This window comes from Novosphingobium sp. FKTRR1 (genome assembly GCF_020404405.1).
GTDB lineage: Bacteria > Pseudomonadota > Alphaproteobacteria > Sphingomonadales > Sphingomonadaceae > Novosphingobium.
On the sequence record NZ_JAIZDA010000002.1, the window covers coordinates 334,244 to 357,066 of the forward strand.

Below are 22,823 nucleotides of genomic sequence, written 5' to 3' on the forward strand. Positions count from 1 at the left end.
TGCTCAGGCCGCCTTGCGCGGTGGTGCGGACACGCGGCCCGGCACATCGCGCAACGAAGCCAGTGCGGCCGCCCGATCGGCATCGACCGCACGGCGCTCGGCACGTTCGGTGATCGCCTTCACGTCGCCCTCTGCACCGGCCTCGTGATATTCGGCATCCTCGTTCACGCACCAGATGTCGTAAATGCGCTTGCCTGCCAGAATATTCTCGACCGTCAGCATCGCGGTCATCATCGCGTGATCTTGATTGTTGTAGCGGTGCATGCCGTTGCGCCCGACCAGATGCAGCGTCGGATAAAGCGCTTCCAGTTCCTCGCGAAGCGCCGCGACGTTGGCGGCATAATCGTCGTCATAGACCGGATAGGCCTTTTCCTGACGCACCACGACTCCACCGATCACCTGTTCGGGCTGGACCAGGCCGAGGATCTGCATTTCGCTGGTGGCAAGCGCCACCAGTTCATCGTCGCTCGAGGCCCACAGATTGTCACCCTCGAAGCAGAAATATTCAAGGCCGACACATGCAACCGTGTCATCGGGCACCATTTCGGGCGACCACGAACGGAAGTTCTGAATGCGACCGACCTGCACCTTGCTGTCATGGATATAGATCCAGTTGTCGGGGAACAGATCGTCCGAGCGAATCTTGAGTGCCACGGTCAGGAAGTCGCGATAGCGCAAGCGGCTTGCCTCGATCGTGGTGGCAGGCAGCGGATGAACCCGCGCCGCCAGTTCGCGCATCGGCGCCGAACTTATCGCGTGGGCGGCGCGAATCACCGTTTCCGTAGCTCGACCCGAACCATCCTCGCACGACGCGGTCAGCCGCCAGCCGCCCTGTCCGTCGCTCGCCAGTTGTTTGAGCGCGTGGCCCATCAGGACCGGCGATCCGGCCTCGACGATGCGATCGCGCGCGGCTTCCCACATCATGCCCGGCCCCTGACGCGGGTAGCGGAAGGTTTCGAGCAAGGTCTTGGTCTGCATGCCGTCGTTCGGCCGCTTGTTGAGGCCCAGACTGCGCTTCAGTCCGTCGAGCACTGCTGCGCCGAGCGAAAGCCCCTTGATCCGCTGCGCGGCCCAGTCGGCGCTCATCTCGTTGCAGGGCATGCCCCAGACCTTCTCGGTGTAAGTCTTGAAGAAGATCGAGTAGAGTTTCTTGCCGAACTGGTTGCTGGTCCAGTCCTCGAAACTGCGGACCTGCTCGATCGGAAACAGGCGCGACCACAAGTAGCTGACCATGCACGTCGTCGAGCGCCACAGGCCGAGGTTGGCCAGCGCTTCGAACGCGCGCAGCGGATACGAGTAGAACTTGCCCTCGTAATAGATGCGGCTCATCCGGGGGCGCTGGATGAAATCGTCGGGCAGGATCTCGTTCCACAGATCGACGACCGCCTGCGATTTCGAGAAAAAGCGATGGCCGCCGATGTCGAAGCGAAAGCCGTCATGCTCGACCGTGCGGCTGATGCCACCGACGTAGCGGGTATCCTTTTCGATCACCGCAACCTTGAAGCCCTGCTTGGTCAGCAGATAGCCCGCGGTAAGTCCCGCCGGGCCTGCGCCGATGATCGCCACATCCACATCGTACTCGCAGGCCTGATCTTTGCGATGCACCGCCGGACCGCCAAACTTCTCAACCATTCCTTGCCCCCGTCGCGCGGTTTGTCCGGATTGTGGGGTGAACGAAAATGGCTAAAGCACCGTTAACGTTCCCGATCGATCGATCCGGTTTGGCGGCTTGTCCATACCGCCTAACCAAGCTGTCTGTCGCCGTCGGGTGAACCGGGCCGGATCGGCTGGCGCAGGGTCGCGATGTCGTGGCTGGCCAGGTGCTGCAACGGCAAGACCAGATGGCCCAGCTCATCGAGCTTGAAAGTCTGTTCAAAAATCAGGCCATAGCGCGGATGGCTGCGCCAGCGGACTTTGGCATACAAGGGTTGGGTCACGCCGGTTTCGATGCGCACCAGTTCATTCATCAACAGCCACTTATCCGACGTGATCGAAGCGCCTTGCTGGGAGATATCGTGCAACGCGATGCGCACGGTCTCTCCGCCGGAATGCAACAATCCATCCGATTCAACGCGCAACCTTACCTGCCGTTTGGGGTAGGAAGCGTGGGCTTCATCAAGCAGGCGCTCGACCTGAACCTGATCGCAAAAACGGAACCCGGCATAGTCGCCACGCGCCCAGACCAACTCTATCGGGAAGCGGTCACCATTGCCCAATTCCATCGCCAGATCATCGTGCACCGGCACGGGGGCAAACAGCCGCGCCTTGAAGCCGGTGGCCGAAGCATCGCGCAAAATGCATAAGAACTCGCGCCCATCGGCAATCAGCTTGGCCGCGCGGATCAACAAGGTGAAGCGGGGGGTGGCGCGCAGTTCGGCGCCTGCGGGTGCGGCACCGGTCCCGGAAACTTCGGTTCCAGGGTCGCCATCACCGAGACCTTCTGCCACCAACCCTCTGGCCCCGATCTCTCTGGCCCCGATCTCTCTGGCATTATCGAACGACGAAGGTTGCTGAACCAATTCGGCTCTCCAGATCGCAGAACCCGAGCATGCCATTTCCGCGCGTCGGGGCTCGATTCGGAACCTACGGTTTTCGCCTTGCGATCCGGTTACCTTCCGTAGGGGCGAAGGCGCATTTCGTGTCCTGAGGCGAACTCGGATGGCATCTCAAACCTCAGCAGGATCGACGTCCACCCACACGCGCATGGTCTGACCTGAGCCGCCGTGGAACACCCCATCGATCGGCGCAACGTCGGCATAGTCGCGGCCCATCGCGGTAAAGATGTGGTCGGTCCGCGCCAGCGTATCGTTGGTCGGATCGAACCCCACCCAACCCAGATCGTCGCCGCACCACAAAGCCGCCCACGCATGCGTGGCATCGGCCCCGCGCAGCTTGGGGCGACCGGGCGGCGGCAGGGTGCGCAGATAGCCGCTGACATAAGCCGCCGGAATCCCGTGCGCGCGGGCAGCAACGATCATCACATGCGCAAAGTCCTGACACACCCCGTGCCGCGCGCTGAACGCCTCCTCGGGCGGGGTGTCGGCGGTGGTAGCCGTGCCATCGTAAGTGAACTCGTTATAGATCGCGGCCATCAACGCATTGCCAGCATCGAGCACCGAGCGTCCGGCATCGAAAAAGCGCGCACCCCAAGCGCCGATCGCAACCGACGCCGGGGCCATCGGAGAGGGGTAAAGATAGCTGGCCGGCCCCATCGGCGACAAGTCGCGATGGCGCGCCGCCAGTTCGCGCACTTCGGCAATTGTCGGCGCGCTGTGGTCGGGATGGCGAAACAAGTCGGCGGCCGACGCGGGGTCGATGACCTCGACCCGAAAGTGGCTTTCGATCGAGAGTTGCGAAATCGGCTCGCGAAAGAACAGGCGCCGACGGTTGACCACCCACGGGCCGGGATGTTCTTCCATCGTGAATGGCACCGGATCGATCGACAGCATGAATTCGTGCAGGATCTGCCCCGGCCAGGGTGCCGGCTCCAGCCGCAAGTTGAGCCGCGCCAGCCGCACTTTGCTGGCATAGTCGATCGTGGTCAGATGGCGGACGTCATAAATCATGCCAGCAATCCTGCACCTGCGGGCACATCGGCCTTTTCGATCTGCAGGAAATAGCGGGTCGAGATCGTTTCCGACAAGGCCAGCAACCGCGCTTCAGTGGCGCCAAGGTGTTCGGCCGAATCGTAAGCCTCGATCGACATGGACTTGAGCGGGCCGAGCAGCGCCCGCGCCTCAAGCAATGGCGCTTCGGGCAACAGATCCTCCCCCAGACTGGGGAGCGCCTCGATATGACGGCAGATCGCGTTTGCCTGAAACGCCAGACTGCGCGGATTTTCCGGGTCGAGCAGCAGCAGATCGAGCACCGGCGCGCGGCGCGGGCCGGTCAGATAGCGTGTGCGATAGGTGATCTGACTGTCAGACAAGTCGAGCAGCGCCCCCAGCGCATCGTTGTGCTCACCATCATCGCCCGCCAGAAAGCTGACCGTGCTGCAGATCCCCAACGCGCGCTCGATCCGCCGTCCCATATCAAGGAAGCGCCACGAAGGTCCGCGCACGAAGTTTTCCGACAACAGCCCCGACAGCGCGCCCAGTCGCTCCACCAGTTCGCGCGCCACCCGCAAGAGCGCACCGGGGCGCTGCGAATCGAAGGGCGGCAGCGGACGGCTGGCGATTCGCCAGAAGTCCGACGTGAACCGGTCGCGCAAAGTCAGCCCGGTTGACCGGATGAACCCGAAAGTGGCCGCCACGCCGCCCGACATCGTGGTTTCCGCCAAGGCCGCATGGCAGGCCTGCGGGACCGGCAGCCGTGCCGTATGCGGCGTGATCGCGCCCCATTCGACCAGCAGCGCCAACATGCGTGACACCACTTCGGGATTGCTGCCCGCTGCGGCATCGACCTCGATCGTGCTACCCAGCAAGGCGCGAATGACCCGCACGGTCAGTTCCGCACGTTCGACATAGCGGGCAAACCAGAACAGGTTGTCGGCCGCCTGACTGGCCAGGATGCCGCCGCCACGCCGCACTTGCGGGGTTTCGTCCAGACGGCTTTCCACCGGCCGGCGCGGCGCGACCCGATCGACCACGCAGACATCGGCAGACAGATCGCCTTCGCCCATCAGGATTGCGTGATTGTCGCCCGAGGATGACGACGACAGCCGGGCGAAGCCGCCGGGCATCACCGTCCATTCGCCATCCGAACCACGCGCCACGAACGCGCGCAGCGTGAACGGGCGCGGTTCGAAGCGTTCGTCAATAAGGGCTGGCGTGGTCGAAAGCTGGACGGTCTCCTGCCCGCAATAGTCCATCGGACGGCGCTGCATGCCATCGAGCAGCGCACGGCGCTGGGCGCGGGTCAGATCGGCGCCCGCCACGGCGCGGCCTCCGGGCAGACCTTCGGCAAACTGGCCGAACGCCGACGTCACGACCAGTTCGTCCAGCCGCTTGCGCACCACATCGCCCTCGGCCGCCTGACCGCACCACCATGTGGCGATGTTGGGAAGCAGCGGCTGTTCGTTGAACAAGACCTTGCACAGCCGTGGCATGAACGCGGCAAAGGCGGGTGCTTCAAGCACTTCGGCACCCGGCCAGTTGGTCACTTCGGTGCGGCCACCCGCCCACGCCTCGATCAGGTCGGGTACGCCGATCGCGCTGCGCGCATCGAACGCCAGCGGATCGAGCGCATTGGTATCGATCCAGCGCCACACCGCGTCGATCCGCTTGGGGCCAGCGATCGTGCGCACGAACAGGCGGTTGTCGTTGACCGACAGATCGCGCCCTTCGACCAGCGGCAGCCCGAGGTACCGGGCCAGATGGGCCTGTTCGGGATAACTCTGGTTGAGCCGTCCGGGCGTGAGCAGCGCGATTCGGGGGTTTTCGCGCGCGCAGGTGCGGGCCATGCCGCTGCGCAGTTCGGAAAAGAACCGCGCAAGGCGCCGGGTGTGCACCCTGCCCAACAAGGCGCCGGTGCTACGCGAAAGGGCCAGTCGGTTCTCAAGGGCATAACCGATGCCGTTGGCCAGCCGCAGGCGGTCGCCGAGCACCCGCCATGTACCACGCCGCCCACGCGCCAGATCAACCGCATAAACGTGCAGGTGCGATCCCTTCCCGGGCTGGATACCGACGACGTTGCGCGCGAAATAGCGGCTGCCTGCGACCAGCGCCGCGGGCAGATGCCCCTCGGCCACCAGCTTTTGCGGCCCATAGATATCGCCGATCACCGCTTCGAGCAGGCGCGCGCGCTGGATCAACCCGCGCTCAAGCTCGGCCCATTCAGCCGAATCGATGATCAACGGCATTGGCGAGAGCGGCCATGGGCGCTCGTCATCGTCACCGGTGATCCGGAAGCTGAGGCCCAGATCCTGAATCTGGCGCGCCACCACCTCCTGCACCGGTAGGCCTGCTTCCTCGCGCAGCGCGGCAAGTCCGTCGGCCATCGCCAGCCATTTGGCCGCGACATCGGGGGGCGCATCGCGGAACAGATCGCCAGCGGTCACGTCAACCGGATAATCCTCCAGCCGCGCCGAAGCGGGCATGGTCACGCCGGGATCATTCACGATGGGTCACGATCAGGACAACCGCGCCGGACGACGCAAATCGAGCGAGAACGGAAACTCGCCCGGCAGTTCCGCCGGCGGCACCGGCTGCCAACCCGGCGAATGGCCATGCTCCTGGAAACGCGCCTTGCGCCGAGCCTGCGCTTCGTAGCCATTGACCGGAACGTCGTCATAGTTGCGTCCGCCCGGATGCGCCACGTGATAGACACATCCGCCCAGCGAGCGCCCGTTCCACAGGTCATGGATGTCGAAGGTCAACGGCGCATGCGGCGGCAATTGCGGGTGCAGGCAGTTGGCCGGCCACCATGCCTTGTAGCGTACACCGGCCACAGCTTCGCCGGGAACCCCGGTCGGCGCCAGCGGCACGCGTCTGCCGTTGCAGGTGATGACATGGCGCCCGGAAACAAGGCCCGTCGCGCGCACCTGCAAGCGTTCGGTGGAGCTATCGACATAGCGCACCGTGCCGCCGATCGCGCCGGTTTCGCCCAGCACGTTCCACGGTTCGAGCGCATGTGCGATTTCCAGCGTCACGCCGCCGCCCTGAACCGTCCCATGCACTGGAAAGCGGAACTGGCGCTGCGCTTCGAACCACACGGGATCAAAGTCATAGCCCGCGCCGCGCAAGTCGCTCAGCACCTCTAGGAAGTCGGCCCAGACGAAGTGGCCCAGCATGAAGCGATCGTGCAGCTGCGTGCCCCAGCGCACCAGCGGTCCGTTGACCGGTTCGCGCCAGAACCACGCGGCAAGCGCGCGGATCAGCAGTTGTTGCGCCAGACTCATCCGCGCATCTGGCGGCATCTCGAAGCCACGAAACTCGACCAGTCCAAGCCGCCCGGTCGGCCCGTCGGGGCTGAACAGCTTGTCGATGCAGATTTCGGTGCGATGGGTATTGCCGGTGACATCGACCAGCAAGTTGCGGAACAGCCGGTCGACCATCCATGCTGGCGGCTGCGGCTGGTCCGGCCCCGGCACTTGCGCCAGCGCGATTTCCAGTTCGTACAGCCCTTCGTGGCGCGCTTCGTCGATGCGCGGGGCCTGACACGTCGGACCGATGAACAGCCCTGAGAACAGATAACTGAGGGCCGGGTGCCGCTGCCAGTAGGTGACGAACGACTTGAGCAGATCGGGCCGGCGGATGAAGGGCGAATCGAGCAGGCTCGGGCCGCCCAGCACGATGTGGTTGCCGCCGCCGGTGCCGGTGGCCCGGCCATCGACCATGAACTTGTCGGCGGTCAGTCCTTCCTCGCGCGCAATTTCATAAAGCGTCTCGGTAATTTCCACCGATTCGCGCCAGCTTGCAGCGGGCTGAATGTTGACCTCGATCACGCCGGGATCGGGCGTGACCTTCAGCACCATCAGGCGCGGGTCGGGCGGTGGCGGATAGCCTTCGATCCGCACCGGCAGGCCGGTTTCTTCGGCCACCGCTTCGACGCTGGCGATCAGGTCGAGGTAATCCTCAAGCGCTTCGACCGGCGGAATGAACACGCACAGGTGATCGCCGCGCGGCTCCACCGTCACCGCGGTCCGCACCGCACCCTCGATCGCAACTTGCGGCACATAGCCTTGCTCGGACGGACGCTGTGCCTCCACCGGCACCGAGCGCTGCAACGGCACACCCGACTCGCGCACCTGATGCCCGCGTTCGATCACTTGCCCACGCACATCGGGCAAAGCGCCACGCGGTTCCGCCGTGTCGCGCGGGTGGATGTAAGGATAGTCCGAGGGCGGGACGAACGGCAGCGCGCCCAGCGGCAGGCGATAGCCCAGCGCCGAATCGCCCGGCACCGCGAACAGTACCCCGCGACGCACCCGCCAGCGTTCGGACCGCCATTTGCGCGCCGGGTGGCGCATGCCGGCCTGCCAGCGCTGGACGGGCAGGACATAGCCGGCCGGACGGCTGAGCCCGCGCTGGAACGTGCGCATGAACCGCGCACGCTCCTCTGGATCGTCCAGTTTGGGGTCTGTCGGCTCGGTATTGTCGGGCAGGTTGGCTTCGCGCACGATCCAGTCGACCGCATCCTCGAACACCGGCTGGGCGAAGTCGTCATCAATGCCAAGATTCAGCGCGGTTTCGCGGATGAACCGTTCAGCGTCGGTGGCATCGACGGTGCGGGTCGGGGCCTGTTCGGGCAACAGATTGCCCGCGATCAGGTTGGCATCGCGCCAGACCGGCACGCCATCCTTGCGCCAATATATCGAATAGCCCCAGCGAGGCAGGCTTTCGCCGGGGTACCATTTGCCCTGACCATGATGCAGCAGCGATCCCGGCGCAAAATGGTCGCGCAAACGCCGGATCAGCCGGTCGGCAAAGTATGCCTTAGTCGGACCGACCGCACCGCTGTTCCATTCCGGGGCTTCGAAATCACCATCGCGCACGAATGTCGGCTCGCCGCCGATGGTCAGCCGCATGTCCTGCGCGACCAGATCCTTGTCCACGCGGTCGCCCAGCGCCAGCAGCGCATCCCATCGCGCATCGGTGAACGGCTTGGTGATGCGCACCGCCTCGGCGATGCGCGAAACGTCCATTTCGAAATGGAAATCGCTGTCGACATGGTTGCCATCGAGCGTGGTGAAGCCACCCTCGATCGGCGAGGCCGAGCGATAATGCGGCGTCGCGCTCAAGGGGATGTGGCCTTCGCCCGCAAACAGCCCCCAGGTCGCGTCCAGCCCGACCCAGCCGGCCCCTGGCAAATAGACTTCGGCCCAGGCGTGCAGGTCGCAAATGTCCTGTGACACGCCCTTGGGACCATCGACTGCAGCCACATCGGGGGTCAACTGGATCGAGTAGCCCGAAACAAAGCGCGCGGCAAAGCCCAGACGGCGCAGCAACTGGACGAGCAACCATGCCGAATCGCGGCACGATCCGGTGCCGACCGCCAACGTCTCCTCGGGCTCCTGCACACCCGTTTCCATGCGGATGACATAGCCGACGGTCTGGTTGACCGCCTGATTGATCGCCACGAGAAAGTCGATGCAGCGCCCTTCATGCCTGGCAAAGCGCTGATAAAGCGCTTCGAACAGCGGGCCTTGCTCCTCAATGTCCCAATAGGCGGCAAGATCCTGTTGCAAGGCAGGCGCATAGGCAAAGGGGTAATTCTCGGCGTATTCCTCGACAAAGAAGTCGAACGGATTGATCACCGCCAGCTCGGCCAGCAGATCGACCTCGATCCCGAAGTGGTCCACCGGTTCGGGGAAAACCACGCGGGCCTGCCAGTTGCCGTGCGGGTCTTGCTGCCAGTTGATGAAATGGTTGGCCGGGCTGATCTTCAGCGAATAATTGGGCACCGCCGTGCGGCTGTGCGGTGCCGGGCGCAGGCGAATGACCTGAGGCCCCAGCAGCACGGGCTTTGCATAGGAATAGCGGGTGACATGGTGAAGGCCGGCCTTGATCATGACTTACGTTACTGCGCCAATTGATGTTGCGCCGCAACATCCAATCCCGATCCGCGCTTATTGCAATGGCCAGTGTGCTGCATCGGCGCCCCCTGACCGATCGACGCGGTCGCAACTGGGGCCAGCACCGTCCGCGCACCACGATCCGGCGCACCAAGGTTCCGCGCAACATGGTACGGACGGCGGGACTCGAACCCGCACGAGCTGAGCTCAAGGGATTTTAAGTCCCCTGCGTCTACCATTCCGCCACGTCCGCCCAATCGCGCAACGTCGATCGGTTCAAGCGTGCGCTTGGCACAAGCTCGCTACAACGGCAACGAGGCATTCACGCCTTGGGCAAAACCCGAGACGGTGCCCAACCGAAGATGCACGACTGAATGTCGCGAGGGGCGCTGTTCCGATTGCGCACTGCATGATTGTTGCGACACCGCCCTCGCAATGCCCGCCTCTGCGCCAAGGCAGTGGTGATCCGCTGGCGGCTTAGACACGGTGGCCGCATCGAAGCCGCACCAACGAACCTTAATCGGCGTTGAGACGCAGGCGCATTTCCTTGCCCGGCTTAAAATACGGCACCCGCTTGCCCGGCACTTCGACAGCCTCGCCGGTGCGCGGGTTGCGTCCCTTGCGCGGGTCGCGCGCGCGGGTCGAAAACGCGCCGAAGCCGCGCAGTTCTACGCGACCCCCTTCGGCCAAACGTTTGCCAATTTCGTCAAAGAACACATCGACGACGCGTTCAATCTCTTCGCCGCGCAGTTCAGGACTTTGCCTGGCCAGCTCTTGCAGCAATTCGGACCTGATCATCCGCTTTTGATCCTCCGCCGGATGCCGTTACGGCATCCACCCCCAAAACACATTGCGTGTGCGCCGGACCCCCGTCCCAAGCGCACTGAACAACTTGCCAGAGCAGCCAAGCCAACACAACCTTATCGAACGGTATGCTGCACCAATATGCACCCAGTTCAGGACATTTTCCGGTGCTTTGTCCATCGTTGGCCCGAATGGGCGAGTGCAAGGCGGCAAGGCCGGCGCCAAGGTGGTTTCCTTCGAAATTACCTTCTTCTCACACAGCCATTTCTCGTTAGGGTCGCGCCAGACCAAGACTGCCCTTCCACCGCACTGCGGAATGTGCAGCGTGGCATGGCAAAAATTCTCTGGGAGCGCCCTTTCTTGACGACGGAATCCAGGTCGGCCGATGCGGTCGAAGGCGTTACGGCCGAAAACGGCTGGTTCGGCCACCCACGACAGTTGGCGCGCCTGTTCACCACCGAAATGTGGGAACGCTTTGGCTATTACGGCATGCGCGCGCTGCTGACACTCTATCTGACCAAGCACTTCCTGTTCAGTGACGGCGCCACCAACGGCCTTTATGGCGGATATACCGCACTGGTCTATCTCACCCCTCTGGCCGGAGGGCTGATTGCCGACCGCTTCCTAGGCTCGAAGCGGGCGGTCAAGTTTGGCGCGCTGATGATGGCAACCGGGTACCTGGTACTGTGCTTCGGCGGTGAAACGGCCCGCCCCCATGCCACGATCGAGGGCACCCGGTACGAGGTCATCACCGAAAACGCCTATGACCGGCCGACCAACACCGGCGCGGAAAAGCGCTTTGTCGAAATCGCAGGCCAACGCCTTCTGATCAAGGGGCAGGAGGACGGCACTGTCGCTCTGATCGCCGCAGATGGTCATGTCGCGCGCAGCGTTCCGGCGGGCAAGTTCGTGGCAGGCGGCACCCGCGCGCCATTGTTCGTGGCGCTGATGCTGGTAGGCTTGTCGCTGGTCGCGGTCGGCAACGGCTTCTTCAAGGCCAACATCGCCACGATCGTCGGCGCGCTTTATGCGCCCGGCGACCGCCGCCGCGACGCAGGTTTCACCATATTCTACATGGGCATCAACCTGGGTTCGTTGTTTTCGCAGCTGTTGTGCCCGTTTCTGGCCGACGCTGTCGGATGGTGGGCCGGTTTTTCGCTGGCTGCGGCAGGAATGCTGCTGGCGTGGGGCCTGATCCAGTTCGACGGCGGACGGCTCGACGGCTATGGTGAAACCCCGCCCGACCAGACCCGCGACTGGGCCCCGGCGATCTATCTGGGGGGCCTGATCGCGGTCGGTCTGGTCGTGTTGTTGTTCCAGAACGTGCTGGCGTCGCCGATTCTGACGCCAGGTGATGGGCTCATCGCCTATGTCATCGCGCTGCCGCTGCTGGGCAAACTCCTGTTCGGCACCTTCCTCATCGGCGTGCCCACGATCCTGCTCTATGCCTGGCGAACCGGTAGCCGTGCCGAATTTGAAATGATGTTGGCGGCAATGATCCTGGTCACGTTCAACACCGTGTTCTGGACCCTGTTCGAGCAGGCCGGTTCATCTTTGACCTTGTTTGCCGACCGCAACACCGATCTGTCGGTGTTCGGCTGGTTCTCGATCTCCGCCGGGCAGACCCAGTTTTTCAACGCGCTGTTCATCGTTGTGCTGGCCCCGCTGATGACGATCCTGTGGGGCCGCCTGTCGGCACGCGGTGCCGAGCCTTCGATCCCGATCAAGTTCGGCATGGCGCTTGTCGGCGTTGGTGCGGGCTTCCTGTTTCTGGTGTGGGGAGCAAGCTTCGTCGGCAGCAGCTTCAAGGTTTCGCTGTGGTGGCTGGTCGGCCTCTATCTGATCCACTCGCTGGCCGAATTGTGCATCTCACCCGTCGGCATGAGCATGATCACCAAGCTGTCGCTGGCGCGCATCGTCGGTTTGATGATGGGGGTCTGGTACCTTTCGATCGCGGTCGCGCAATATGTTGCCGGGGTCATCGCGCAAGTCGCGAGCGTCGATACGGTGGGCGGGGAAGTCACCAACATGAAGCTCTCTCTGGACACGTATGTCGGCGTTTTCGGCACCATCGGCTGGACATCTGTGGCGATCGGCGTGGTGCTGCTTGCGCTGGCGGTGCCGCTGCGGCGACTGATGCACGGGGTTCGCTGAAGGCTTCAAAGTCCGTCGCCGCGAACCGGCGACGGACGCTTGTCCTGGGGATGAGCCAATTCCACGTACGTATATTGATCCAATATGGTTCAATCTGATGGCTTTTGTCTGCTCAAGCCGATAGGAAGATAACTTAGTGCGGTTCGGTTGTCTGGGCACTTGCCCGCATGACGATGTGTTGTTGCCAGACAATGCGAGCACCGAACCCGAAAAATGGGAGAGAGGCGTGGACCTGGTTCAACTCGGGATCGCAGCAAGCTTGTTCCTTGCCAGCCATTTCATCCTGTCGCACCCATTGCGCGCCTCTTTGGTCCGCAGCCTTGGCGCCGAGGCCTTTCTCGTCGTTTATTCGCTGATCGCGCTGGTCTCGTTCAGTTGGCTCATGCTGTGCTATGGCCGCGTGCCTGCCGGAGTCCCGCTGTGGGATGGGCATGCGCCTTTGCCCTGGGCAGCGGCCAGCGTGCTGACGGTCGTTGCGCTGGGCTTGTTTCTGGCCTCGCTCTACCGAAATCCCGCGCTTGCCGGGGCCAAGCTTTCAGGCCTTGAAACCGTGCTTCCCTACGGCGTGTTCCGGATAACCCGTCATCCGATGATGTTTGCCATCGCGATCTGGGCATTTTCGCATATCCTGATTGCGCCGACCGGGCGCGGTTTCGTGCTCATGGGCACGATGATCTTGCTGGCATTGGTTGGCTCGCACCTGCAGGACCGCAAGAAGCGCGCGCTCGATGGCAAAAACTGGCGGGCATGGATGAAACGAACCCCGTTCTGGCCCGATGTGCGCCAGTTTGGCCAGATCGGCGCACTCTGGGGCGTTGCGCTGGGTTTGTGGGTGTTGATCACGTGGGCGCACATCCCGCTGGCAGGGGAACCGGCCGGGATATGGATCTTGCGCCAGTCGCATCTGGGCTGATTCCCCGACCATCGGCGCTAACCGGGTCGGGTGCTGCCTGTCCCACATAGCCCGCTCGTCGGCCGGCACGCGCCGCTCAGGCCGACGGTATTTTGCCGCTCAGGCGCGGGCTTCCTGATAGCCTGCGCTGTTGTGCCGTAGCGCTTTCAGCACGCTTTCCACGATATGCGCGGCATTCAGCCCCGCCTCCTCGTATTGGCGATCCGGGCTTTCATGGTCCTGAAATACGTCGGGCAGTCGCAAGGTGCGGATCTTGAGCCCGGTGTCGGTCAGCCCTTCATCGCTCGCCATCGTCAGCACATGCGCGCCAAGGCCGCCGATGGCGCCTTCCTCGATGGTGATCACCACTTCGTGCGTGGCGATCAGGCGCCGGATCAGCTCGTGGTCAAGCGGCTTTGCAAAGCGCAAGTCAGCCACGCTGGTCGGAAGACCGCGCGCATCAAGCTGGTCGGCTGCCTTGAGCGCTTCTGCCAGACGGGTGCCGAGCGACAGGATCGCAACCTTGCTGCCTTCGCGCACCAACCGCCCCTTGCCGATCTCCAGACGCTGCGGCACCTCGGGCAGGGCCACGCCGGTGCCATTGCCACGCGGATAGCGGAACGCGATCGGGCCGGTATCATGCAGCGCGGCAGTGTGGGTCATGTGCACCAGTTCCGCCTCATCGGCAGCAGCCATGACGACCATGTTGGGCAGGCTGGCAAGATAAGTCACGTCGAACGAACCGGCGTGTGTGGCCCCGTCCGCGCCCACCAACCCGGCGCGATCGATGGCAAAGCGCACGGGCAGGTTCTGGATCGCCACGTCATGGACAACCTGATCATAGGCGCGCTGGAGGAAGGTGGAATAGATCGCACAGAACGGCCGCATCCCTTGCGCGGCCAGGCCTGCGGCGAAGGTAACGGCGTGTTGCTCGGCAATGCCGACGTCGAACGTGCGGTCGGGAAACGCCTTCTGAAACTTGTCGAGCCCGGTGCCCGAGGGCATGGCGGCGGTGATCGCGCAGATCGTGCCGTCGCGCTGCGCTTCGGCGACCAGCGCCTGAGCAAAGACATTGGTATAGCTCGGCGGACCGCCTGCGCTCTTGACCTGTTCGCCGGTGATCACGTCAAACTTCTGCACGCCGTGATACTTGTCGGCGGCGGCTTCAGCCGGGCCGTAACCCTTGCCCTTTTGCGTCACGACATGGATCAGACACGGCCCTTCGGCGGCATCACGCACGTTTTCGAGCACCGGGATCAACTGGTCGAGATTGTGCCCGTCGATCGGGCCGACGTAATAGAAGCCCAGTTCTTCGAACAAGGTGCCGCCCATCGCCAAGCCGCGGGCGAACTCGTCGGTCTTTTTGGCGGCCTGATGCAACGGACGCGGCAGACGACGCGACAACTTGCGCGCAAGACCCCGCAGTTCAAGGAACGGCCGCGATGACACCAGCCGCGCCAGATAGGCCGACAATCCGCCCACCGGCGGCGCGATCGACATGTCGTTATCGTTGAGGATGACTACCAGACGATTGCCCGCCTGACCGGCGTTGTTCATCGCCTCATAGGCCATGCCAGCGCTCATCGCGCCATCACCGATCACCGCGATGCCCTTGCCGGGCTGTCCGGCCAGCTTGTTGGCAACGGCGAAGCCGATCGCGGCAGAGATCGATGTGGAGGAATGCGCCGCCCCGAACGGGTCGTATTCGCTTTCACTGCGCTTGGTGAAACCAGACAGGCCACCGCCCTGACGCAAAGTGCGGATGCGGTCGCGCCGTCCGGTCAGGATCTTGTGCGGATAGGCCTGATGGCCGACGTCCCAGACCAGCCGATCGTCCGGGGTGTTGAACACATAGTGGATCGCGGTGGTCAGTTCGACCACGCCCAGCCCCGAACCAAGATGCCCACCCGTCTGGCCGACCGCAGCAATCATCTCGCTGCGCAGTTCGTCAGCAAGCTGGCGCAATTGCGAAGGTTGGAGTTTGCGCAGGTCGGCAGGCGTGTCGACCGTATCGAGAAGCGGCGTGGCCGGAGTAACAGACATCATGCCGCCTTACACCTTTGCAAACCGCGTGTCGAACCCGGCGTAGGGGCAACGAAGGATAGGCTCGACGCTGCGTTCGACACGCACGTTCTGCCCGGCTATCGTGGTTGGCCATCGCTGTCAGAGGGGAGTTGCCAATGCCGCAGGATCTTGTTGAGCATGGCCAAAGCCCGACATTGCGACCTGCGACGGTGGACGACCTGCCCGCGCTTGATGCCATGATGCAGCAGGCGATCACGCGGTTGCAGGCCGATGTATTGTCCTCGGCCCAGATCGAGGCGAGCCGCGCGATCATGGGGCTGGACCGGCAATTGGTGGCCGACGGGACATATTTCGTCGCGATGCTGGGCGATGCGCTGGCTGGCTGCGGCGGGTGGAGCAAGCGGGCTACACTCTATGGCGGCGATCACAGCACCGCGCTGCGCGAGCCGCGCCTGCTTGACCCGGCTACCGAACCCGCGCGGGTGCGGGCGATGTATACCGCGCCCGGTTTCGCACGACGGGGCATTGGCCGTGCGGTTCTGGCGCATTGCGAGGCCGCAGCACAGGCCGAGGGCTTCAGCGCAGTAGAATTGATGGGCACACTGGCGGGGCTGCCGCTATACTTGGCGGCAGGCTATGCGGTGATCGAGGAGGTGATCGACGACCGTGGCGGAGCGCCGGTACCGCTGAAACGCATGCGCAAGGTCTTGTAAAAAATACCTGCCGCAGTTCAGGCGCATTCCCGGCACAGGCCGCGAATTTCAACAACCGGGCGCACTTCGGCAAAGCCCGCCGCTGCTGCGGCCTGACGCAGAGCGCCGGTCAACACATCATCGTCGAGATGCATCGCCTGTCCGCACGAATCGCAGATCAGGAAGATGCAGTCATGCCGACAACCGGGATGGCTGTTGACGACATAGGCATTGGCGCTTTCGACCCGCCGCGCCAGATTGGTGCGCACGAACAAGTCAAGAATACGATAGACGCTGTTTGGGGCCACGGGCTTGTCGCGCAGCGCGCTGACATTGCGCGCAATGTCATAAGCGCTGGCCGGTTTTTGCAGTGCGGCCAAGGCGGCAAACACGTCGGCGCGCATCTCGGTCCATTGCTCGCCTGCATGAACCAGCGCGTTGCGCGCGGCATCGACCAGCCTGTCGCCCGCCAGATGATGATCGAGATGCGCACCCATGCCCGATAGATAAGCGCGCCGCTGCCGAACCGCAAATCAGTTTGCGGTGAAGGTCGGCTTCCACAATCCCGGGAACGTACGCTTCACAGCGGCAACCTTGGGCACGTCCCAGTACCGGATATAGGGATGATCGGGATTTTTCAGCGCGAAGTCCTGATGGTAATCTTCGGCCGGGAAAAAACCGCGATCGGGTTCGATAGCCGTGACGATCGGCCGCTTCCACGGATTGGCGGCCTTCAACTGATCGAGATAGGCGCGCGCGACCCGTGCCTGCTCGCCATTCAGCGGTACGATGGCGTTGCGGTACTGGGTGCCGCTGTCGGGCCCCTGCCGGTTGAGCTGGGTCGGGTCGCTGGCCACCGAGAAGAACACCTGCAGCAATTGGTCATAGCGGATGACCTGCGGGTCATAGGTGATCCGCACCGATTCGGCGTGGCCGGTGTCGCCATCGCTGACCCGCTCGTAATGCGCGGTGGCCTTGCTGCCACCGGCAAAGCCGGAAACGACACTGCGCACACCCTTGATGTGGCTGAACACCGCTTCCATTCCCCAGAAGCATCCGCCGGCCAGCACGGCGACTTGAGGGGCGCGCGCTTCTTTGGCGACCGACGCGGCGGGCGCGACAGACGTTACCGTTTCGGCACGAGCCGGTGCCTGACAGGCGGCAAGGCCGGGCAAGACGGTGGCAGCCAGCGCCATGGCGCAGACTCCTGAGAAACTGCGCCGCGTGGTCATTGCGTGCTGACCGCCCTTACCGAACCGCCGCTTTCGGCATGAACTTGTGCAGCGCCGACCGACAGCGCCATACCCGCGGTGCCGATCAGGAAACCAACCATCAAGGCGCGGTAAAAATCCTTGTCGAACAACTTCATCTCGAAAATCCGTCCATCCAGTCGTGCCAGCGGGTCCGTTTGCCAGACAATTGCTGCACAAACCGGGGCATCGGCCCTCGGGGCAGCTTCGACGGGATACGGAAGCAAATGCGGCTGTTTTGATATCGTGCTCGCGCTAAATGGCGCGTCGGCAATAAATTGCAAGACTTGCGGCAACTATTTGCCGTTACGGGATCACGTCTCGCCGCGCAGTGTCACCCACATCGGCGCATGATCGCTGGCCTTTTCCCGTCCGCGATGGGCCTTGTCGACGCCTGCGCCAGTAAGCCGGTCGGCCAGTTCTGGCGAAAGCAGCGCGTGATCGATGCGAAAACCGTGATCGCGCTGCCAGGCGCCTGCCTGATAATCCCAGAACGTCCAGATCCCGCCACGCGGGTGGTGGAGGTCGATCGCATCGGTCCAGCCATCGTTGAGCAGGCGACGATAGGCATCGCGCGATTCAGGCTGCATCAGCGCGTCGGACGCCATGGCCCGCACGTCCCAGATATCCTTGTCCTCGGGGATGACATTGAAATCACCGATCACCACTGCGGGAATTTCCAAGGCCGACAGCACCGCCATGCGCGCGCGCAACCGCTCCATCCAACGCAGTTTGTAGTCGAATTTCGGACCCGGCTGCGGGTTGCCGTTGGGCAGATAGATGCACACGACGCGGACACCGAACACGTCGGCTTCAAGATAGCGGGAGTGCTCGTCCTCGGGCTCACCCGCCAGTCCGCGCTGAACTTCGACCGGCTGCGTCCCGTCGGCGAGGATCGCCACGCCATTGAAACCCTTCTGGCCATGCCAGATAGCGCGATAACCGATGCGCTCGAACTCGGCAGCGGGAAAACCTTCGTCCTGCGTCTTGATTTCCTGCAGGCAGGCGACCGACGGACGGGTCTCTTCAAGCCATTCGAGCAGACGCGGCAGCCGGGCCTTGATGCCGTTGATGTTGAAGCTGGCGATCCGCAGCGACTCGGGAGCCGTGAATTCGGAGCGTAAGGTCTGGGGCTGAGACGTGTCGTGCGGCGCGGTCATGGTCGATCGGAGCGCCGCTTCAGACGGCAAAGCTGGCGCCACAGCCACATCCGGCCGCTGCATTTGGGTTGGTCACGCGAAAGGCGGCGCCCCCCAGCGATTCGACATATTCGACCACGCTGCCTGCAACCAGATCAAGGCTCATCGGATCGACCACCAGCCGTACCCCGTCGGTTTCGGCGATACTGTCATCGCCGTCTGGCGCGTCAGCCAGACCGAAACGGTACTGGAACCCCGAACATCCCCCACCTTCGACCGCAAGGCGCAGAATCGCCGGTTTGGCCTGCTTGGCGGCGATCGCCGCGACGCGCGCCGCTGCACTAGGGGCCAGGGTGACGACAGGGGAACCGGATGTTTCGCTCATGCCTTGAAGATAGGACGCGCGGGCGCGCGCCACAAGCACCGGTTGCAGATGGCGATCAGGCCGTCTGGATATAGGCGCGCATGGCCTCGGCCTCCGCCTCGATCCGATCGATCCGGTACTTAACCAGATCCCCGATCGAGATGAAGCTGACCATGCGACCGCCATCGACCACCGGCAAGTGGCGGAAACGGCGCCGCGTCATCAGCGCCAGCGCCTCCATCACGCTGGTGTCGGGCGAAACGGTCACAACCGGGCTGGTCATCACTTCATGCACCTTCAGCGCGAGGACATCACCACCATGGCGGCGCAGCGAATAAAGCACGTCACGCTCGGAAAAAATGCCGACCACGTCCTCGGTCGTATCGCGCACCGGCAATGCGCCGATCCGGCGGGTGGCAAGCACCTCAACCGCCTGAGCCACGGTATCGTCGGCATGGATGGTCCATACCTCGCCGGATTGGCCGGCAATCAGCCTGGCAATCGTCATGACATCCTCCTGTTATCCCAAAGGGACGGCTTTTGCCGTCTCCGCAAAGGGATCATGCCATCACGTCATCGAATCGCAAAGCGATTGCCTGATCCGCTATGGATGGGGATACGGCGGTGCCAAGGCGCAGTCACAAGGAGCCCGCAATTGCCCGACCGTCCACCACCGCTCAAGAGTTCGCACGGGCCGTCGGCGCTCGACGATCCAATGCGGGCGGCGCCGATCTGGGCGCATTACCGCAGGATGCTCCGCCTCGCAGGTGATGTCTCGCTGGGTGTGATTGGTATCGTCTGGGTGTACTTATACCACCTGTTTGGCCTGGTTTCGATCCACCTTTACATCGCCACGGCACTGGGCATCGGCGCGACGATCATGCTGATGGCTGCGCTGATGGGACTGGTGTTCCTGTCCAATGCCAGCGGCCATGACGATGCCATCGAAGACCGCCTCGAAGACGAGACCTGGAAATAGCTGGAATCGGCCCAGCATATCCTGCGACAGGGTCAATCTTGCGGCTGATGCAGACGGAATTCCTCGACAGGCTGGCCGCCGATCACGTGCTCCTGCAAAATGCGCTCAAGCACTGCGGGCGTGCACGAGTGATACCAGACCTCGTCCGGATAAACGACCGCGACCGGTCCAGCGAGGCACACCCGCAGACACCCCGCCTTGGTCCGCAAGATGCCTTGCGCACCGCCCAGCTTGAGTTCGCCCAGCCGCTTTTTCAGGAAGGCCCAGCTCGCCTCTCCTTCCGCGCGCGGGGCGCACTTGTCCTTCTCGGGCCCCGCGCACAGGAAGATGTGGCGCTGTGTGGCAAAGCCGCCAAGTTGGGCCAGCGCGCGTTCGGCCTGCACGACCTCGTCTTGCGAGTGACCCTCAGCAGGCACAGCGCCCGTCACGTCAGCGACCATTGTTCCAGAACCCCTCGAAACGCATCGGGCAGCGGCGTAGCGCGCTGACCATCGGTCATGACGATCACGGTGTTGCAGGTACCCACCGCAGTGCCCGCTTGCGTCACCAGTTGCTGCAAGGTCCAGCTGCTGCGTCCGATCGCGGCGACGCCGACGTAACAGGCCAGCGTCCCGGGATAATGCGCCTGCGCCAGATAATCGATCGATACGCTGGCCACCATCGGTCGCAGTGCTTCGGTTCGCTGGAACCCGATCGTGGCCTGAAAGCGCACCCGGCCATCCTCGAACACCGCAGCCATGGCAACGTTGTTGATATGATCGTTGGGATCGAGATCGGCAAAGCGCGTCGTCAGTTCGTGGACGAAACGATAGCGCGCAGGCAGCAGCAGTGCAGGATCGGGTCTGGACATGATACAGGCCTAACCCGCCTTGCCGCCCCGCTTCAACCAGCGATCGAGCCATTCGAACACGGTCTGGTGCCATTGCAGCGAATTCTTCGGCTTGAGCACCCAGTGGTTCTCGTCAGGGAACACCAGCAAGTCGCTGGGCACACCGCGCCGTTGCAGCGCGGAAAATGCGGCAAGCCCCTGCGTATAAGGGATGCGGAAGTCCCTTTCGCTGGTGATCACCAGCATCGGTGTGCGCCACTGCGTCACGTAGTTGACCGGGTTCCATTTCTCGTACTCGTCGGGCGCCTCGTGATAGGCGTGCCCGCCGTGCTCCCATTCGTCGAACCACTGTTCCTCGGTTTCATAGGCCATCGCGCGGGCATCGAACACACCATCGTGCTGCACGATGCACTTGAACCGGTCGGGCCAACGCCCTTCGATCCAGTTCATCATGTAGCCGCCATACGAAGCCCCGGCAGCGCAGGCGTTTGCGCCGTCGATCTGCGGATCGAGTGCCAGTGCGGCCTCAAGCCCCTTCTGCAAGTCCTCCAGCGGCTTGCCGCCCCAGTCGCGGTTGATCGCGTCGGTAAAGGCCTGACCGTATCCGGTTGAGCCGTGGAAATCGATCGCCACCACGGCATAGCCTTGCGCTGCCCAGACGCGCGGATTCCAGCGATTGGACCACGCATCATTGAACGAGCCTTGCGGTCCACCGTGGACGTAAAGAATGGCGGGAAGTTTGCCATCCGCAACGGCCTGCACGGGCTTGGTGATCTGGCCCCACACGATATCCCCACCCGCCCCGGCAAAGTGGAAGCGCTGCGTGACCACGCCCGCGCGTGCGGCCAGCGCCGACGTGGCGATGTCGGTCAGCTTGTCCGACCCTTTGCCGGGCCTGCCGATGAACAGTTCGGCCGGCGCCTCGATCGAATCACGAGTATAGCCCAGCCGCCCGTCCTTGAGTGGCACGACATTGCCGATATGCCCCTCACGCCCGGGATTGAAGGTCAGCCGTTCGACTTTGCCGCTGCGCGGGTCGATCCTGAAGGCCGGCGTATCGAGTACATCTTCAGCCGTTGCGATCAGCGCCTTGCCATCCGCAGTCCACGCCAGCGACGTGACCGAGCGATCCCACGCCCCGGTCAGGGCGCGCACGGCGCCAGTCTTGATGTCGCGCAAGTGGACCACCAGCCGGTCCGATTCATAACCCGGCCGTGCCATCGCCGCGTAAGCCAGCCAGCGTCCGTCGGGTGACACCGCAGGCATCGTGTCTGTCGCAAGGTTGCTCGCAGTCAGGTTGCGCGGCGCAGCGCCATCGACCGGAGCCAGCCACAAGTCGACATTGGTCGAGCGCGGCTCGTTGCGGTCGGCCAGCCGCGCGGCATAGATCACCGCGTTGCTATCGCGCGTCCAAGCGATTTCAGCACCGTCGCCATAGGGCTTGGTCGGCGCGTCGCCGACAAGGCCACCTGCGCGGGCATCGCCATCGAGCGCCTGCCCATTGCCGGTGGCCACCCCTTCTGCATCAAGCGCAAAGGCGAACAGGCGGCTGTAAGTGCCGGGATTTGCCCAAGTGTCCCAGTGACGGACGAAGCCGGTGCCATCGCGATAGAGGCGCCCGCTGCCCGGTCCCGGCTGCGCCCGACCAGCGGAATCCGCACAACCGCCAAACGTCGCGCAAGTGCGGGGCAGATCGGCCCAGACCACGACGCGTTTGCCATCGGGTGACAGCTTGAATCCAGCGGGCTCTGCTGCAAATGCGCTGGCACGGTGCCATTGCGGCGCCGTCGCCGCCTTTGCCGGGGCCGACAATTTCCAAAGCTGCGTGGCCGATGCGCCCTTTGGCGCCGCCGGATCCTTGCGGTCGGACAGCAGATACAGACTGCCATCGGGCGCGAACGCGGGGCTGTCGGCCGCACCTTCAAGCGCAACCGCAAACGCCGGTGCGCCAGCAGCCTTGATCCACAAGGCGGTGGTGCGCGCGTAACTGGCGGGATCGGTAGTCGTAACCACCCAGGCCGCGAGCGCGCCGTCGGGCGAAACCGCCACGCCGCCGAGCCGTGGCAACGTCACCAGATCCTGAGGGGAAAAGGGCGCAGGCACTTCTGCCGCCTGCACGGCGACCGATGAGACAAGCGGGGCGGCCAGTGCGATACACAACGCCGCGAACGAGAGCCGGGTGACCCTGATGGAACTGGTTTTCATGGAAACCGGATTAGCGCCTGCACGGCGGCAGGCAAA

At 63.6% G+C, this 22,823-nt stretch carries 20 protein-coding genes and 1 tRNA gene; 4 read left to right on the forward strand and 17 right to left on the reverse strand.

Annotation, left to right across the window (positions count from 1 at the left end; all coding sequences use genetic code 11):
* Nucleotides 1–3 precede the first annotated feature (3 nt).
* The 7 genes from LDN95_RS03340 to LDN95_RS03370 all read right to left on the reverse strand — a co-directional run bounded on the left by LDN95_RS03340 (nt 4) and on the right by LDN95_RS03370 (nt 10,252).
* Nucleotides 4–1,632, reverse strand: a complete 1,629-nt coding sequence (locus LDN95_RS03340; protein WP_226016202.1) for an NAD(P)/FAD-dependent oxidoreductase — start codon at nt 1,630–1,632, stop codon at nt 4–6.
* Between the two features lie 110 nt (nt 1,633–1,742).
* Complete coding sequence (locus tag LDN95_RS03345; RefSeq protein WP_226016203.1) at nt 1,743–2,447, reverse strand: PilZ domain-containing protein; 705 nt, start codon at nt 2,445–2,447, stop codon at nt 1,743–1,745.
* 219 nt (nt 2,448–2,666) lie between these two features.
* Nucleotides 2,667–3,566 carry a transglutaminase family protein gene (locus LDN95_RS03350; RefSeq protein ID WP_226016204.1) on the reverse strand — a complete coding sequence of 300 codons (900 nt, stop codon included), beginning with the start codon at nt 3,564–3,566 and terminating at the stop codon, nt 2,667–2,669.
* Nucleotides 3,563–6,037, reverse strand: coding sequence for a circularly permuted type 2 ATP-grasp protein (locus LDN95_RS03355; protein WP_255630509.1), 2,475 nt, complete (start codon nt 6,035–6,037; stop codon nt 3,563–3,565). Before LDN95_RS03355 ends, LDN95_RS03350 begins: the two co-directional genes overlap by 4 nt.
* Before the next feature lie 33 nt (nt 6,038–6,070).
* The gene (locus tag LDN95_RS03360) at nt 6,071–9,451 is read right to left on the reverse strand and encodes a DUF2126 domain-containing protein (RefSeq protein ID WP_226016206.1); all 3,381 of its coding nucleotides are present in this window, start codon (nt 9,449–9,451) and stop codon (nt 6,071–6,073) included.
* 171 nt (nt 9,452–9,622) lie between these two features.
* Nucleotides 9,623–9,707, reverse strand: a tRNA-Leu gene (locus LDN95_RS03365).
* Between the two features lie 263 nt (nt 9,708–9,970).
* Nucleotides 9,971–10,252 carry an integration host factor subunit beta gene (locus tag LDN95_RS03370; RefSeq protein WP_226016207.1) on the reverse strand — a complete coding sequence of 94 codons (282 nt, stop codon included), beginning with the start codon at nt 10,250–10,252 and terminating at the stop codon, nt 9,971–9,973.
* Nucleotides 10,253–10,618: 366 nt separating this feature from the next.
* On the opposite strand from LDN95_RS03370, the gene LDN95_RS03375 reads away from it, so the two are divergent.
* Both LDN95_RS03375 and LDN95_RS03380 read left to right on the forward strand, forming a co-directional pair.
* Nucleotides 10,619–12,412 carry a peptide MFS transporter gene (locus tag LDN95_RS03375; protein WP_226016208.1) on the forward strand — a complete coding sequence of 598 codons (1,794 nt, stop codon included), beginning with the start codon at nt 10,619–10,621 and terminating at the stop codon, nt 12,410–12,412.
* Nucleotides 12,413–12,638: 226 nt separating this feature from the next.
* Nucleotides 12,639–13,325 (forward strand): NnrU family protein, encoded by a 687-nt coding sequence (locus LDN95_RS03380; RefSeq protein WP_226016209.1) that lies wholly within the window; start codon nt 12,639–12,641, stop codon nt 13,323–13,325.
* Nucleotides 13,326–13,424: 99 nt separating this feature from the next.
* Here the strand turns inward: LDN95_RS03380 and dxs are convergent, their stop codons facing one another.
* Nucleotides 13,425–15,347 (reverse strand): 1-deoxy-D-xylulose-5-phosphate synthase, encoded by a 1,923-nt coding sequence (dxs, locus tag LDN95_RS03385; protein WP_226016302.1) that lies wholly within the window; start codon nt 15,345–15,347, stop codon nt 13,425–13,427.
* 137 nt (nt 15,348–15,484) lie between these two features.
* Here dxs and LDN95_RS03390 point away from each other — a divergent pair, with 137 nt between their 5' ends.
* Nucleotides 15,485–16,042, forward strand: coding sequence for a GNAT family N-acetyltransferase (locus tag LDN95_RS03390; protein ID WP_226016210.1), 558 nt, complete (start codon nt 15,485–15,487; stop codon nt 16,040–16,042).
* Nucleotides 16,043–16,059: 17 nt separating this feature from the next.
* Here LDN95_RS03390 and LDN95_RS03395 read toward each other — a convergent pair whose 3' ends face one another.
* The 6 genes from LDN95_RS03395 to LDN95_RS03420 all read right to left on the reverse strand — a co-directional run bounded on the left by LDN95_RS03395 (nt 16,060) and on the right by LDN95_RS03420 (nt 19,282).
* A complete protein-coding gene (locus tag LDN95_RS03395; RefSeq protein ID WP_226016211.1) occupies nt 16,060–16,518 on the reverse strand; it encodes a Fur family transcriptional regulator in 459 nt (152 codons plus the stop codon).
* Between the two features lie 36 nt (nt 16,519–16,554).
* Nucleotides 16,555–17,217 (reverse strand): peptide-methionine (S)-S-oxide reductase MsrA, encoded by a 663-nt coding sequence (gene msrA / locus LDN95_RS03400; RefSeq protein ID WP_226016212.1) that lies wholly within the window; start codon nt 17,215–17,217, stop codon nt 16,555–16,557.
* Between the two features lie 32 nt (nt 17,218–17,249).
* Complete coding sequence (locus LDN95_RS03405) at nt 17,250–17,567, reverse strand: hypothetical protein (RefSeq protein WP_226016213.1); 318 nt, start codon at nt 17,565–17,567, stop codon at nt 17,250–17,252.
* 18 nt (nt 17,568–17,585) lie between these two features.
* The gene (xth, locus tag LDN95_RS03410) at nt 17,586–18,365 is read right to left on the reverse strand and encodes an exodeoxyribonuclease III (protein WP_226016303.1); all 780 of its coding nucleotides are present in this window, start codon (nt 18,363–18,365) and stop codon (nt 17,586–17,588) included.
* Nucleotides 18,366–18,450: 85 nt separating this feature from the next.
* Complete coding sequence (locus tag LDN95_RS03415; RefSeq protein WP_226016214.1) at nt 18,451–18,795, reverse strand: iron-sulfur cluster assembly accessory protein; 345 nt, start codon at nt 18,793–18,795, stop codon at nt 18,451–18,453.
* 55 nt (nt 18,796–18,850) lie between these two features.
* Nucleotides 18,851–19,282: a CBS domain-containing protein gene (locus LDN95_RS03420; protein ID WP_226016215.1), complete on the reverse strand. Its 432-nt coding sequence runs from the start codon at nt 19,280–19,282 to the stop codon at nt 18,851–18,853.
* A gap of 147 nt (nt 19,283–19,429) precedes the next feature.
* On the opposite strand from LDN95_RS03420, the gene LDN95_RS03425 reads away from it, so the two are divergent.
* A complete protein-coding gene (locus LDN95_RS03425) occupies nt 19,430–19,753 on the forward strand; it encodes a hypothetical protein (RefSeq protein ID WP_226016216.1) in 324 nt (107 codons plus the stop codon).
* Between the two features lie 32 nt (nt 19,754–19,785).
* On the opposite strand, the gene LDN95_RS03430 is transcribed toward LDN95_RS03425, so the two are convergent.
* From LDN95_RS03430 to LDN95_RS03440, 3 genes are read right to left on the reverse strand one after another with little or no spacing between them, the layout of a single operon-like run.
* The gene (locus tag LDN95_RS03430; RefSeq protein ID WP_226016217.1) at nt 19,786–20,193 is read right to left on the reverse strand and encodes a ferredoxin; all 408 of its coding nucleotides are present in this window, start codon (nt 20,191–20,193) and stop codon (nt 19,786–19,788) included.
* A complete protein-coding gene (locus LDN95_RS03435) occupies nt 20,178–20,603 on the reverse strand; it encodes a thioesterase family protein (RefSeq protein ID WP_226016218.1) in 426 nt (141 codons plus the stop codon). The genes LDN95_RS03430 and LDN95_RS03435 overlap by 16 nt, the downstream gene beginning before the upstream one ends.
* A 9-nt stretch (nt 20,604–20,612) precedes the next feature.
* Entirely contained in the window at nt 20,613–22,787 is a 2,175-nt protein-coding gene (locus LDN95_RS03440) for a S9 family peptidase (protein ID WP_226016219.1), read from the reverse strand.
* Between the last annotated feature and the right edge of the window lie 36 nt (nt 22,788–22,823).